At 62.0% G+C, this 13,249-nt stretch carries 10 protein-coding genes; 6 read left to right on the top strand and 4 right to left on the bottom strand.

Annotation, left to right across the window (positions count from 1 at the left end; all coding sequences use genetic code 11):
* Positions 1-110: 110 nt before the first annotated feature.
* A complete protein-coding gene (locus AC6JAC_RS13105) occupies positions 111-1,127 on the bottom strand; it encodes a LacI family DNA-binding transcriptional regulator (protein WP_028270726.1) in 1,017 nt (338 codons plus the stop codon).
* Positions 1,128-1,355: 228 nt separating this feature from the next.
* Here AC6JAC_RS13105 and AC6JAC_RS13100 point away from each other — a divergent pair, with 228 nt between their 5' ends.
* From AC6JAC_RS13100 to AC6JAC_RS13075, 6 genes are all read left to right on the top strand, one after another.
* Positions 1,356-2,711, top strand: coding sequence for an extracellular solute-binding protein (locus tag AC6JAC_RS13100; RefSeq protein WP_028270725.1), 1,356 nt, complete (start codon positions 1,356-1,358; stop codon positions 2,709-2,711).
* A 77-nt stretch (positions 2,712-2,788) separates the two neighbouring features.
* Positions 2,789-3,757, top strand: coding sequence for a carbohydrate ABC transporter permease (locus tag AC6JAC_RS13095; protein ID WP_028270724.1), 969 nt, complete (start codon positions 2,789-2,791; stop codon positions 3,755-3,757).
* The gene (locus tag AC6JAC_RS13090; protein WP_028270723.1) at positions 3,757-4,641 is read left to right on the top strand and encodes a carbohydrate ABC transporter permease; all 885 of its coding nucleotides are present in this window, start codon (positions 3,757-3,759) and stop codon (positions 4,639-4,641) included. The genes AC6JAC_RS13095 and AC6JAC_RS13090 overlap by 1 nt, the downstream gene beginning before the upstream one ends.
* A gap of 54 nt (positions 4,642-4,695) precedes the next feature.
* Positions 4,696-5,664, top strand: a complete 969-nt coding sequence (locus tag AC6JAC_RS13085) for a glycosyl hydrolase family 32 (RefSeq protein WP_497964997.1) — start codon at positions 4,696-4,698, stop codon at positions 5,662-5,664.
* Between the two features lie 8 nt (positions 5,665-5,672).
* Positions 5,673-7,910, top strand: a complete 2,238-nt coding sequence (locus tag AC6JAC_RS13080; RefSeq protein ID WP_028270721.1) for an alpha-galactosidase — start codon at positions 5,673-5,675, stop codon at positions 7,908-7,910.
* 351 nt (positions 7,911-8,261) lie between these two features.
* Positions 8,262-9,293, top strand: coding sequence for an NADPH:quinone reductase (locus AC6JAC_RS13075; protein WP_028270720.1), 1,032 nt, complete (start codon positions 8,262-8,264; stop codon positions 9,291-9,293).
* Between the two features lie 1,700 nt (positions 9,294-10,993).
* On the opposite strand, the gene AC6JAC_RS13070 is transcribed toward AC6JAC_RS13075, so the two are convergent.
* From AC6JAC_RS13070 to AC6JAC_RS13060, 3 genes are all read right to left on the bottom strand, one after another.
* Complete coding sequence (locus AC6JAC_RS13070; protein WP_081818869.1) at positions 10,994-11,860, bottom strand: substrate-binding periplasmic protein; 867 nt, start codon at positions 11,858-11,860, stop codon at positions 10,994-10,996.
* A gap of 78 nt (positions 11,861-11,938) precedes the next feature.
* Positions 11,939-12,601, bottom strand: a complete 663-nt coding sequence (locus AC6JAC_RS13065; RefSeq protein WP_028270717.1) for an amino acid ABC transporter permease — start codon at positions 12,599-12,601, stop codon at positions 11,939-11,941.
* Positions 12,601-13,248: an amino acid ABC transporter permease gene (locus AC6JAC_RS13060; protein WP_028270716.1), complete on the bottom strand. Its 648-nt coding sequence runs from the start codon at positions 13,246-13,248 to the stop codon at positions 12,601-12,603. The genes AC6JAC_RS13065 and AC6JAC_RS13060 overlap by 1 nt, the downstream gene beginning before the upstream one ends.
* Between the last annotated feature and the right edge of the window lies 1 nt (position 13,249).

Here is a 13,249-nt window from a genome sequence, read left to right as displayed (position 1 = left end):
TTCCCATGAGAATCAGAAGGGCAAGAAGCGATCGGTTAGAGGCTTGGTTCTGTCCTTTTTGTATGTCGTGGGTCCAAAGAATCTGCGGGAAAGCTACCTGGGCTCCAGGGTCAGCAGCCGCAAGACTTGCGAACGATGAGATCGGTGGTGAGGAGCTCGATCCCGCCTCCCGGATCTTCCGGTGACAGGGCGGCTGCAAGAACCCTCTCTGCGATCCGATCGATGGGCTGCCGCACTGTGGTCAGCTGGGGCCAGCTGAATTCCGATTCAGATGTTCCATCGAACGAAACAATGGCAATATCCTCCGGTATGGACAGGTTGGCTTCGTGAATGGCGCGAAGAGCGCCCACCGCCAGTAGGTCGGAGCTGGCGAAGATCGCTGTCGGCGGCTTTGGCAACGCCAGCAGCCGGCGGGTCGCTTCGTACCCGCCCTGACGCGTGAAGTCGGTGAGCTCGGCCGGCCCCTCAGGCAGGCCCGCCTCGTTGAGGGCCTTCTTCCAGCCATTGTGTCGCGGGTCTGCGCGTGAAGGGTCAATGTCCCTACCCACCAATATGCCGATATCCCGATGCCCGTGTCCGATCAGGTGCTGGACGCCCAGGGCGGCGCCCTGTTCAAAGTCTGTACTGATGATCGGTATGCCGTGCACGATGCTGGACTGGTCGATGAGCACACGGCGAATGCCTTGGACCTGCATGGCGGCGACTTCACTGGGTGGCAGAACTGTCGCGAGGATGATCGCGTCAACCTGCCGGGATACGAGATTGACTGTGTTTTGCCGCTCGGTCTCCGCGTCGGTGCGGGAGTTCGCGGTCAGGAGGGCATAACCGCGGGTGGCCGCCGCCTGCGCGATAGTGTCCGTCAGCTCGGCGAAGTACGGGTTGGTGCTGTCCGGGACGATGATCCCCAGAAGCCGGGCGGAGCCCATGGTCAGGGCGCGGGCAGTTGCGTTCGGCTGGTACTGAAGCACCTTGATGGCCTCCCGCACGCGCTCTGCTGTTGCCTTCGCCACCGGTTTGGGGCCGCCGTTGATCACATAACTGACGACGGCGGTACTGACGCCCGCGTAGCGGGCGACGTCAGTTCGCGTGACTTTCCCGGAACCCGCCTGTGTCTGCACACTTGCCATCGAGAACACCTTTCACCTCATTGTTGAACTCAGTCTACCCGGGTGGACTTCCTTAAATGCACATACTTGCTCTAATTTTCGGCACCTAGGTCACCTCTTGCACGATTGAGTCTACCCGCGTAGACTCGCATTGTGCCGCTGAGAAGTGACCCTCCTCACGCCCCCGCCTGACGATATCCAGGCATCGAAACGCTTCCATAAGTTCCACATTTCCAAGAGGAATCAATGATGATGACCATTCCAAAGTCCCGTCGCACGGCGGGGATCATTGCGGCCGCAGCTGCCGTTTCCGTAGCAGCCCTGTCACTGACCGGCTGCGGCGGACCGGACACCGGCAACGCCGGCCCATCCGTCGAAGCGGGATCCGGCGAAGGCACCATAAACGTCTGGGCCGTTGATGGTCAGGCAGCCGAGAATGACGCGTTGAAGAAGATCATCTCCAACTTCGAAACGTCCCAGAACAAGATCAAAGTGAACCTCAAACTCTTCCCCTCGGACCAGTACACCAAAGCAGTCAACTCGGCAGCCCCCGGCGACCTGCCGGATGTACTCGACTTCGACGGCCCTACACTGGCCAGCTTCGTCTATAACGGCAAGATGGCACCCCTGAAGGGCTCCGTCTCCGGGGAAACGCTGTCCAACCAGACGGACTCCATCAAGGCGCAGAACACTGTGGACGGCGCCGTGTATGGCGTGGGCATGATGAACGCGGGTCTGGCCCTGTGGGGCAACAAGAAACTCCTGGATTCTGCAGGTGTCACGTATCCGACCACTCCGGAAGAAGCCTGGACGGCTGAGGAGTTCACCGGGGTCCTGGATAAGCTCGCGGCCGTCGTCCCCGGGGGAAAACCGCTGGACCTGTCCGAACAGTATGGCTTCGCTGGAGAGTGGGGAACGTGCTGTTCTGCCGGGCCGGTCATCTGGTCCGGTGGTGGCACGATGCTCAAGGACAACAAGGCCGTCGGAGCTTTGGACTCCGACGCCAACGTCAAATCGCTGACGACGCTCGCGTCCTGGAAGAAGTACACCGATCCGAACGCTGACGGCCTGGCATTCCCGAACGGGCGGGTTGCGCTGAGCTGGGTGGGGCATTGGACCTACCCGACCTACAAAGCCCTTGGCAGCGATTTGGTGTCCATTCCCTTGCCCAACTTCGGGAAAGGAACCAAAACCGCCTCCGGTACCTTCGCATGGGGCATGGGCGCCACCAGCAAGAACGGCACCGCCTCCGGGAAGTTCCTTGACTTCCTGATGTCCGACGAAAGCGTACGCATCTACACCGACGCAAACGGGGCCCCGCCGGCGACCAAAACGGCACTGTCAGCTTCAAGCCTTTACGGCCCCGGCAAGCAGTTGCAGCTGCTTGGCGACCAGCTGAGCAAGGCGTGCGGACCCGAAGAACAGATCACCGAGACGTGTGTCAGCGTCACACGGCCCGTGACCGCCGGTTACCCCATCGTGACGGATCAGGTCGGCAAAGCAGAGGCCGCCATCTACTCAGGCAAGGACGCCAAGGAAGCCCTGAGTGCCGCAGCCCGCGCCATCGACCAGAACTTCGCCGACAACGACGGATACAGGAAATAGACCTCCGCAGCAGTCCGTGCCGCCCCAGCGAGGGGCGGCACGGACCGCCGGACTCGCTCCCAGCGAAAGCCTTCATCATGACCACTCAAACGCAAAAGATCCCGTCCCCCGCAGCGGCCCCGGCCAAGCGACAGTCATCGGCCATTCTGACCGGGCACCGGTTCGCGGGCCCGCTGTTCGCCAGCCCGGCACTGATCGGCCTTGCCATCTTCCTGGTGGCACCGTTCGTGCTCGCAGTCGTACTGTCCTTTTACCGGGTGCAGCTCAACAGCCCACGGCCCGCACGGTTCATAGGATTCGAACAGTACACACGCCTGTTCACCGATCCTGACCTGTCCGCAGCCTTCGGCCAGGCACTGCTGAACAACTTCACCTTCGCCCTCATTGTTGTTCCCGTACAAACGGTTCTGGCCTTGGGCCTGGCTGTACTGGTCAACCGCAAGCTGCGCGGGATGGTGGTCTTCAGGACGTTCATCTTCATGCCCTTGGTCTTCCCGCTGGCCCTTACCGCGGTGATCTGGCGGCTTATCTACTCCCGCGGAGATGAAGGCCTCCTGAACGCCATCCTGGGGCTCTTCAGCGGGGGCGCTTTGTCCAGCCACGACTGGCTCGGCAGTCCCTCCACGGCACTTGGTTCCATCATTGTCATGTCGATCTGGCAAAGCGTGAGTTTCCAAATGATCATTGTCCTGGCCGCCCTGCAGAGCGTTCCCACCGAACTTTACGAAGCCGCATCGCTGGACCGGGCCAACAAATGGCAGCAGTTCATCAACGTCACTGTTCCCGGCATCCGGAACACCCTGATCTTCGTTGCGCTCATAACGACCATCTTTTCGTTCAGGCTGTTCGACCAGGTGTACCTGCTGAGCCGCTCCGGCAGCGTTGACCGTGGTTCCACCGAGACCGTCATGACGCAAATCATCAACACAGGGTTCGACAACAACAACGTGGGCCAGGCCGCTGCCATGACTGTCATTTTCATGCTGATCATTACCGTGATCGCAATCATCCAACGCGCCGCCGTGCGCCAGCGAGGAGGGGTCTGATGACGATGGCCAAAACCATGGAGCCAACCCGGCGATCCAGCAGCATGAAACGCACCCGTCGCTGGCAAACAGCACTCCATTACCTGATCCTGACCGTTGTCGCGCTGTTCTTTTTCCTGCCCGTCTACTACCTGATTGTTGGCAGCTTCCGGCCATCCTCGGAGGTTCTGAGCGGACTGAGCGGCTTCGTCCCAACCAACCTGTCCTTCGACAACTACGCCGGCGTTTTCGACCACCTCAATTCAGATGCCACCGGCTACTTCGGCCAGTTCGCCCTGGTATCGATCATCGTCACCACAGCCGTGGTTGCCGGCAGCCTGATCGTGAATTCCATGGCGGCCTATTCGTTCGCGAGGATGAAATGGCGCGGCAAGAAGGTGCTGTTCCTGCTGGTGATCATCCTGACGATCATCCCGTTCGAAGCCGTCGCTCTTCCCTTGTACTACATGTTTTCGGGGCAGCGGGACACTGTCGTCATCCAGGCGATCCCGTTCATAGCCAACGCGTTCTCGATCTTCCTCTTCTACACGTTCTTCCTGGACGTCCCAGGCGAAATCGAAGAGGCCGCGAGGCTCGATGGGGCCGGGCCGTTCAGGACGTTCTTCCAAGTCATCGTCCCCATCACCAAGCCGGCATTCGCCACAGTGGCCATCCTGACCTTCCTGGCTCAGTGGGGATCCTACCTGTGGCCAGTCCTGATGGTCTCAGACCCGACCGCCCGGCCACTGCCGTTGGCCATCAGCATCTTCCAGAACCAGCAGCCTCCCGAATGGGGCCAAGTGCTTGCCTTCGGCACGATGTTCATCGTCCCGGTCCTGGCGGTCTTCCTGATCTTCCAGCGCTGGTTCGTCGCCAGTATCAGCAGCTCCGCCATCAAGGGCTGACGCTCTGCGTCGACCCAACCGGCCCACCTCAACGAAAAGAATAGGTGCACTACTTTGGCCTTCAGCCTCAAAGACTCATGGGTATGGGACTTCTGGATCGCCGACGACGGCGACACGTTCCACATGTACTACCTCCACGCCCCCAAGAGCCTGGGAGACCCGGCCCTGCGGCACCGCAATGCCCGGATCGGGCACGCCACCTCACAGGACCTGATCACGTGGGAACCCCACGGCGTGGTCCTGCAGCCGGATGATCCGGAGGCGTTCGACGCAACCTCTACCTGGACGGGCAGCGTGGTCCAGGGCCCGGACGGGATGTGGCGGATGTTCTACACCGGCGCGCGCTTTTATGACACCCACAACATCGAGGCCATCGGTGTTGCAACGTCCCCGGACCTTTACACCTGGACCAAGCAACCCGCCGTCGTGCTTGAACCTGACCGCCGCTGGTACGAACGATACGGTGACAGCAGCTGGCCGGAAGAAGCATGGCGGGACCCCTGGGTGTTCGCCGACCCGAACGGCGAGGGCTGGCACATGCTCATCACCGCCCGCGCGAATGAGGGTGGGGACGATGACCGCGGCGTCATCGGCCACGCAGTATCACCCGACCTCTCATCCTGGGAAGTCAGGCCACCCCTCAGCCAGCCAGGCTCCGGATTCGGACACCTCGAGGTCCCCCAAACCGTAGTGCTGGACGGCAGGACCCTTTTAGTGTTCTCGTGCGGCGTGGATACGCTTTCCGCCAAGAAAGCCGCAGGGTTCGACGGCGGCGGCATCTGGAGCCTCGAAACCCACCATCTCAGTGGTCCCTTCGACGTCGCATCCGCCGCCGTAGTCACCACGGCACCGCTCTATAGCGGAAAACTCGTCCAGGACAGGTCCGGCCAATGGCTCATGATGGCCTGCCATGACGCCAACAGCGATGGCACGTTCGACGGCCTGGTGTCCGACCCCGTGCCGGTCCATTGGGATCCCGCACGCGGAAGCCTGACCACCGCTGCAACACCCAGGAACTCATGAGGACTTCAATGCCGACCCGCAACCCAGGTGCGATCCTGCACCTGGCAGCAGGTGGAGTGTCGGTGGTACTCGACGCCACGAACAGGCAATTACCGGCAATTGTGCACTGGGGAGGGCAACTGCCCGTGCTGACTGCCGAAGAAGCCAGAACAATGGTAGGAGCCAGCACTCCCGTCACGGGTTCCAGCACCATCGACGTCCCACCCCGGCCCGGCCTCCTGCCCGGACAGGACTCAGGCTGGATGGGGCGCCCAGGACTACGTGGATCCTTCGACGGCATTGGGTGGTCACCGAAATTCCAGGTCCACACTGTGGCCCTAAACGGCGCACCAGTGACCGGGTTCGCATCCGCCGGAGCAGGTCGGGTGCTGGTCGGCGCAATCGACGACGCACAACGGCTGCGCCTTGACCTGACATTGGACCTGCTTCCCGGCGGGCTGATGCGCAGCCGGGCGAAACTGACCAACCTGCACGAAAAAACGTACGCGGTCGACGATGTCTCCCTGGCCTTCCCGATTCCTGCTGAGGCAACGGAATTATTGGATTTCGCGGGAAGCCACAACTGTGAACGGGTTCCGCAGCGCGGAACCCTGCGCACAGGGACGCACCTCCGTGAGAATCGAAAGGGCCGGACCGGCTCTGACAGTGCCTTCATACTGCACGCCGGAACTCCTGGATTCGGATTCGGCAACGGCGAAGTCTGGGCCGTCCACACGGCATGGAGCGGAAACCACCACCATTTCGCCGAACGCTTTTTCGGCGATCAGCTGCTCGGCGGCGGAGAACTGCTCCTTCCCGGCGAAGTCCGGCTGGGCCTCGGTGATACCTATCAGAGCCCCTGGGTTTACGCCTCCTACGGGACGGGTCTTGACGCCATCGCCAAACGTTTCCATGCCCATGTGCGGAGCCGCATTTCTCCGGTCTCCGCAGATCGCCCCGTGACCCTGAACGTGTGGGAAGCCGTCTACTTCGACCACGAAGAAGAAAAACTCATCGACCTGGCGGAACGTGCTGCTGCCGCCGGCGTTGAGCGCTACGTGCTCGACGACGGCTGGTTCGGTTCGCGACGCGACGACACCTCAGGGTTGGGGGACTGGGTTGTCTCTCCGGATGTGTGGCCGGCCGGACTGCACCCGCTGGTGGACCGCGTCCACGAACTGGGGATGCAGTTCGGGCTATGGTTCGAACCCGAGATGGTCAACCCGGACAGCGATGTGGCCCGCGACCATCCGGAATGGATCATGGCGGCCCGCTCCGACTGGCCCGTTGAATCGCGCAGCCAGCAGGTCCTCAACCTCGGAATCCCCGAGGCGTACGAGCACGTCAAGACGCAGATCCTCGCGCTCCTGTCCGAATACAAGCTGGACTACATCAAATGGGACCACAACCGGGACCTCATCGAGGCCGGAAACCAGCTGGAGGGCGGACGTCCAGGTGTGCACCGGCAGACCCTGGAGTTCTATGCGCTGCTTGAGGAAATCCGTTCGGAGCATCCAGGGCTGGAAATTGAGTCATGCTCTTCCGGCGGAGCCCGCGTGGACCTCGGCGTTCTGGAGCACACTGACAGAGTCTGGGTGTCGGACAACATCGACCCCCACGACCGGCAGGCAATGCTCCGCTGGACCACGCAGCTGCTGCCGCCCGAATACTTGGGATCACACATTGCATCAGGCCGTTCCCACACCACTGGTCGCCAGCACGACCTCGCGTTCCGCGCAGGCACCGCCGTCTTCGGCCACCTCGGTGTCGAATGGGACCTCACCACCGCCACCGACAAGGAAATCGACAGCCTGCGCCGGTGGATCTCCTTCTACAAACAAGAACGCGGCTTGCTGCTCAGCGGGGACGTGATCCGCATGGACGGTCCCGATTCCAAAGTGGTGGTGCACGGCGTCGTCAGTCCTGATCGCTCCGAAGCGATCTTCGCGCAAGCGGCCCTGGACAGCCTTTACCCGGACCCTGCCGGGCGCCTCCGCTTCCGGGGACTTGACGCTGAGGCGAGGTACCACGTGGCACCAGTCTTTACCGGGCCCACACCATCCGGACTGGCCCCGCCGGAATGGTGGGGCCAGCCGAAGGCCGCCGGCGTGCACATTGAACGGACGTCCCTGCGGGCAGCCGTCCAGAATGGCGTCAGTTTCCCGGGCGCCGTGTTCGCAGGCAGTTCGCTGGAAAAGGTTGGTGTCGCGTCGCCCAGAATTCACCCCGATCAGGTGGTTCTGTACCGGCTTTCCAAAGTCGCCTAAGCCAGTCACTCACGGAAGTGCGACGGCGGCACTCACCTGAGTGCCGCCGTCGAAGCGCGCCACGCGTGCCGAACAGCGGCGCGTGGTCGAGGACGCCGGTGATGGAGCTAAGCGGCGAGATTGGCGTGTCGACAATGGTCACTTTGGGCCTCGGACTGGGTCGTACATGGGTCGGATCGGGCGCGGATTCCGCATGGATCCGGGAGTTCCCAGTGTTTGCAGGGGGAATGCAGTTCGAGTCCCACCTCGGGCACGCATAACCCCTCGTCAGAGGGGTTTTGCTTCAAAATTGTCAGCATCTGGCCCGGCACGCTGCGGGAATTTCGGTCTGGGCCGGCGTTAGGTTTGAGTATGAAATCAATCGTGTACCGTGCCACTGGCGATCCGTCTGTTCTCGAGCTCGTCGACCGCGAGATCCGCGACCCGGGGCGTGGGGAGGTGCGCGTAAGGGTCGTGGTGTCCGCCGTGAACCCCACCGACTGGAAGTCGCGTCGCGGCGCCAAACCGGGTGAGCCTTTGCCCTTCGCGGAGGTCGTGCCGAACCAAGACGGCGCCGGCGTAGTGGACGCCGTCGGACCCGGCGTCGAACGTTTCCACGTCGGTGACCGGGTTTGGCTGGCCCTGGCCGCCTACCAGCGTGCCGACGGCGGGACAGCCCAGGAATTCGCCGTCCTGCCGGCCGAGAGGGTCTTTCCGCTGCCGGAGAACGCCGGGTTCGACGTCGGCGCGAGCCTGGGCGTTCCCGCGATCACCGCCCATCGGGCCCTGACCATCGCCGAGGACGGCCCGCGGCGGCTGCACCCGGGAGCCTTGGACGGCAAAGTGGTTCTGGTCGCGGGAGGGGCCGGCGCCGTGGGCCATGCGGCGATCCAGCTCGCCAAGTGGGCCGGCGCCGTTGTGATCACGACCGTGAGCGGACCGGCGAAGGCTGTGCTGGTCACGGCTGCCGGCGCCGATCACGTCATCAATTACCGGGAAGCCGACGCGGCCGCGGAAATCCGCCGGATCGCTCCCGACGGAGTTGACCAGATCGTGGAGGTGGCACCTGCGCAGAACGCGGATCTCGACCTGGCAGTGATCCGCAATCGCGGCTCCGTCGCCGTCTACGCCAACAACGGCGGCGACTCGATGAGCCTGGACGTCCGCAGGCATTTCAGCCTCAACGTCCGCTACCAGTTCGTGCTGCTCTACACCGTAGGCATGGCGGCGGTGCAAGCCGCCGCCGAGGATATCAATGCGGCCGTCGCCGACGGCGCCCTTCCGGTGGGCGAGGCCGCAGGCCTGCCGCTGCATCGCTTTGACCTGGCTGACACGGCTGCGGCCCACGCGGCGGTGGAAGAGAGCATCGTCGGCAAGGTGCTGATCGACGTGTCAGCGGGCTAGCCGATCGCTCATCTTTCGCCTCGGCGGGATCATCAGGCCGAGCAGCCAAGGGCGCTCGATCTGGCAGAACCCTGTGCTGAACCGACTGCCCTTTGGTGTCTCGACGTCTATGACGAGCGCGTTGTCCGAGACGCGCCCTGTCTCCAAGCGGGCCTCGCCGGCACCGTCATTGTCGGCGTGTATGTTGGCCTCACTATTGCAGGGATTGAGAGGGCGGCGCACATTGAACATTACTGACCTGGCTGCGTCGGATGTCGGACGGAAAATACGCATCGTGGGTTTCGGGGGTGGATTTGAAATCCACGGTATCTTGGAACGGGTCACTTATGAATGGACCGTGCCTCACCCTGAGCAGTGGGGGTCCTCGCCGGAGATAGCGTCAGTCGGTTTAACTGTTAGCGGGTGGGAAGCGACCCTACCCCCGACAACGACCTGTGAACTCCTGACGGCTAAGGTGACCGACGGTCGGACTACGGAATAGCAACGTAAAGAGAGGGGCCCGATCCAGCAATGATTCGGGGCCCTCGGCCGCTTGGAAAATGGATGGAGGCCCCGCGGCGGCGGGACCTTCATCGTCATCAGCGCTGACGCTGGATTCGGAGAGTAGCACGGTCAGTTGAACTAAAAACTGCTAAAAACATGGTGCAGACGACTCCTGACATGTCGTGCGGACGACTGCAGACAGGGCAGACGGCGGGCCAATTCTGCTGATCGCTGCAGATGGGCGCACCATCGAAAAGCCCCCGATCCGGACGCAATGCGTCAGTTGGGTGCGTCCGCAAGCACACCAGGTGCGGCTGATCCGGTTGCTTGCTGCGCGAGCCGCGGGCTGAATCAGGGGTAGCGTCCCCAGGGCCTAATTTTCAGCATTGTCAAATGCGCTGCCGGCTCTTAGCATGACACCCTGGGGAACCCGTCGAGAGTATCTCTATATGAATCAGGGGTTTCGAATGAAGAAGCCAAGAGGGCGAACTGTTGTTCCGGCCGGATACGTGCCGTACTCGTCCGGGGTTGGCGTGAGCTAAGCCAGCGGTACAGCAATGCATTCTCAAAAACCTCCCAGCCCAGTGACGTGATCGCGCCGGGGAATGGTCTATTCGTTTGGCGCCTTGCTGACTAAAGGGAAACAGCCTGGGAGCCACATCGCCAAAGCTGACATGTCTTCGGAAGTTCCCGCCAGGGCATTGCCAAGAGATCAGAGATCCACAGTGAAAAACCCAGCAAAACGGATTGGCCTACTGTTTAGCCTGGTTGTCACCCTCTTGCTGACCGTGGGTGCGGCCCCAGCTGCTGCCAAACCAGAGTCGTGTTTTATATTTCAGTACATTGCCCAGCAGCATGTCCACGGCGGGTGCTGGGCAGGAACCGGAGAATTCAAGATCTGGGCTCAGTGCCATGAACGCTGGGGTCACGTTCATCGCGAGAGCGCTTGGGTCGCAGCCGGATTCCCGAACGCTGCTGATGTGAGGTGCGCGGGAAGTCTTTACCGCTACGGCATGGTCAAACGGAACTAATTAGCTTCGGACCGTTCTTTTCGCGCCACCTGAAAACTCCTAACCAGGCGGGCTTGCGATTAAGAACGCGGTGGCGGCCGGATTGCGGCGAAGATGCGATCGCATCAGACCGCCCATTGTGGGCACACGTCAGGCGACGTCGGGAGGAGACCACCCGACGTCGCCTGAGGTGCGGCATGTTGTGTGTCAGAGTTCGCTCGGTGCTCCGGGGTCGCCGACGGCGGGGTCGATTCCGTATTTTTCGAGGACCTTCTTAATAGTGCCGTTTTCGCGGAGCTTCTTGATGTCCTCGTCCAGCGCCTTGCCGAGCGAGTCGTTGTCCAAAGCCGACGGAAGCATGACTTGGCCGACCGCAGCAAATTGAGGGACATTGGCATTCGGCTTCACATCCACCACGGTTGCACCCTCGATGGGGGCATCTTTGAATCGGTAAGTGGCGGAAGCAGAGGACGCCACCAGGGCGTCGATACGGCCTGCTTTGAGGTCGCCGTAGATGGATTCGTCGTCCTGGTAGATTTTGAACTTGTCCCCGAGCCACTTTTGCATGCTGGCGTTCCAGAGGTTGCCGGCCACCGAGCCGATCGTCTTGCCCTCAAGATCGTCGCTTGTGAGGCCCTTCGTGGAGACGATTGCCTGCGGGTCGCTCCATAGGGGTGTGCTCATGTAGACAATCTTGGTCCTCTCCTTAGTGCGGAGCCAGTTTCCCGATCCGATGTCGACGCGCTTTGACTGTACGGAGGGGATCACCGCTCCCGCACCGCCCGAGGTGCTCACGGTGACTTTCAGGCACTCGAGTTTGGCGATCTCGTTGATCAGGTCCCCTTCCATGCCGGTGACGCTGTCGCCGCTCAGGATGGTGGCAGGAGCATAGTCGTAGCTGGCGACTGTGAGTTCGCCCTGGGTAAGGGTCTTGAGATCCTTGTGCGCCGGGGTGCAGCCGCCCGAGCCGCTTACGGCTTCGCTGCCACCGCAAGCGCTCAGGGATAGGACGAGCAGGCCGGCGGCGGTACCTGCGGAAAGCGCGCGCACGAGTGTACGACGAGATCGTGACATGGTTTCTCTTTCTTTGATGGGGTGCTGGGGCTTTGATGGGGTGCTGGGGCAAACCCCGGGATGATGTAACGGAACGGGTCAGTTGCGTTGCAGGTGGCGGCCGAGTCGCTGTTCCAAGAGCCTCACAAGGCCGAGGAACACGAGCGTCAAGGATCCGTAAATCACTGCGGTCAAGGTGTAGACGCTGAGGTATTCGAACGTGATGGAGCCAATTTCGAATGCCTTGGACATCAATTCGGGCACCGCGATGACAAAGGCGAGTGCACTGCCCTGAAATACCAGGACTGCGAGACCGGCCAACGGCGGGGTGGAAATCCGCAGTGCCTGCGGCAGGATGATGAACCGGAATCCCGTCCAGCCGCGGAGCCCTGAGGTGAGGGCCGCTTCTTTTTGTCCCAAGGGCACTGCGGCAAGTCCGGCGCGGAAGTATTCCGAGGCGTATGCGCCGGTATTCCAGGTCAACGCGATAATCGCGGTGGTCAGGGATGTCAGGGTGATGCCGGCATCCGGAAGGCTGAAGTACAAGAGGTACAACAGCACAAGGGCCGGCAAGCCCCGTCCAATCTCAACGAAGAAGAAGGAGATCCACTGCAGGGGTGCGAGTTTCGCCGCTGCCATCACGGCGAACAGGAGGCCGAGGGGGAATCCGAAGAGCAGCGAGAGTCCGGTCAGCTGGAGGCTGACAAACAGACCCGGTGTGAGGTTGGGCAACCAGCCGAGCCATTGCGTGAGGATGTCCATTACGCCACTCCGATCTTCCTGCGCAGCGTGAGGTCGACACGTCGGGCCACGAGGGCGACGACGAGGCTGATCACGATGTAGAGCGCCCCGGCAACGACGAAGGAAAGCAGGCCTTCGTGCGTCTGCTTCGCGCTTTGCTGGGCGTAGTAGGTGATCTCACGCACTCCGATGGTTGACGCCAGGGCGGAGTCTTTGAGGAGCCCGATGCCGTACGTGGCGATCGCGGGCAGCGCGACACGGAAGGCCTGCGGTGTGATGATGTGTGCCACTGTGGTGACCGGGCTCAGCCCGAGGGCGTGGGCAGCTTCCCGTTGGCCGTCGGGGATGCTGAGCAGTCCTGAGCGGTAGATCTCGGCCATGAATGCCGAGGCGATGATGGAGAAACCTATTATCGCGGCCTGGATGGTTGACAGCCGCAGCGAGTACTGGGGCAGGCCGAAGTAGATCAGGAACAGCCAGGTGATCGGCGGGATGACGCGGACGAAGTTGATGTAGAGGGTGGCAATGGTGCGGATGATCGCGATGGGTGAGCGGGCGGCGCCGACGAGCACCAGGCCGATGACGCCTCCGATCAGGAGTGAGGCGCCGGTTACGTAGAGCGTGAGTCCGACGCCTTGGGCAATCGAGGTCAGGAGTTGGGTAATCATC

This window comes from Arthrobacter sp. KUASC02, assembly GCF_059739395.1.
Note: the sequence above shows the minus strand (reverse complement) of the source record. Positions and strands in the feature narration are given on the sequence as shown.

Excerpts from the sequence above, each read along its gene's own strand:
- AC6JAC_RS13075 (WP_028270720.1), top strand. The coding sequence starts at position 8,262 with ATGAAATCAATCGTGTACCGTGCCACTGGCGATCCGTCTGTTCTCGAG.
- AC6JAC_RS13070 (WP_081818869.1), bottom strand. The coding sequence starts at position 11,860 with ATGTCACGATCTCGTCGTACACTCGTGCGCGCGCTTTCCGCAGGTACC.
- AC6JAC_RS13095 (WP_028270724.1), top strand. The coding sequence starts at position 2,789 with ATGACCACTCAAACGCAAAAGATCCCGTCCCCCGCAGCGGCCCCGGCC.
- AC6JAC_RS13090 (WP_028270723.1), top strand. The coding sequence starts at position 3,757 with ATGACGATGGCCAAAACCATGGAGCCAACCCGGCGATCCAGCAGCATG.
- AC6JAC_RS13060 (WP_028270716.1), bottom strand. The coding sequence starts at position 13,248 with ATGATTACCCAACTCCTGACCTCGATTGCCCAAGGCGTCGGACTCACG.
- AC6JAC_RS13105 (WP_028270726.1), bottom strand. The coding sequence starts at position 1,127 with ATGGCAAGTGTGCAGACACAGGCGGGTTCCGGGAAAGTCACGCGAACT.
- AC6JAC_RS13080 (WP_028270721.1), top strand. The coding sequence starts at position 5,673 with ATGCCGACCCGCAACCCAGGTGCGATCCTGCACCTGGCAGCAGGTGGA.
- AC6JAC_RS13100 (WP_028270725.1), top strand. The coding sequence starts at position 1,356 with ATGATGACCATTCCAAAGTCCCGTCGCACGGCGGGGATCATTGCGGCC.
- AC6JAC_RS13065 (WP_028270717.1), bottom strand. The coding sequence starts at position 12,601 with ATGGACATCCTCACGCAATGGCTCGGCTGGTTGCCCAACCTCACACCG.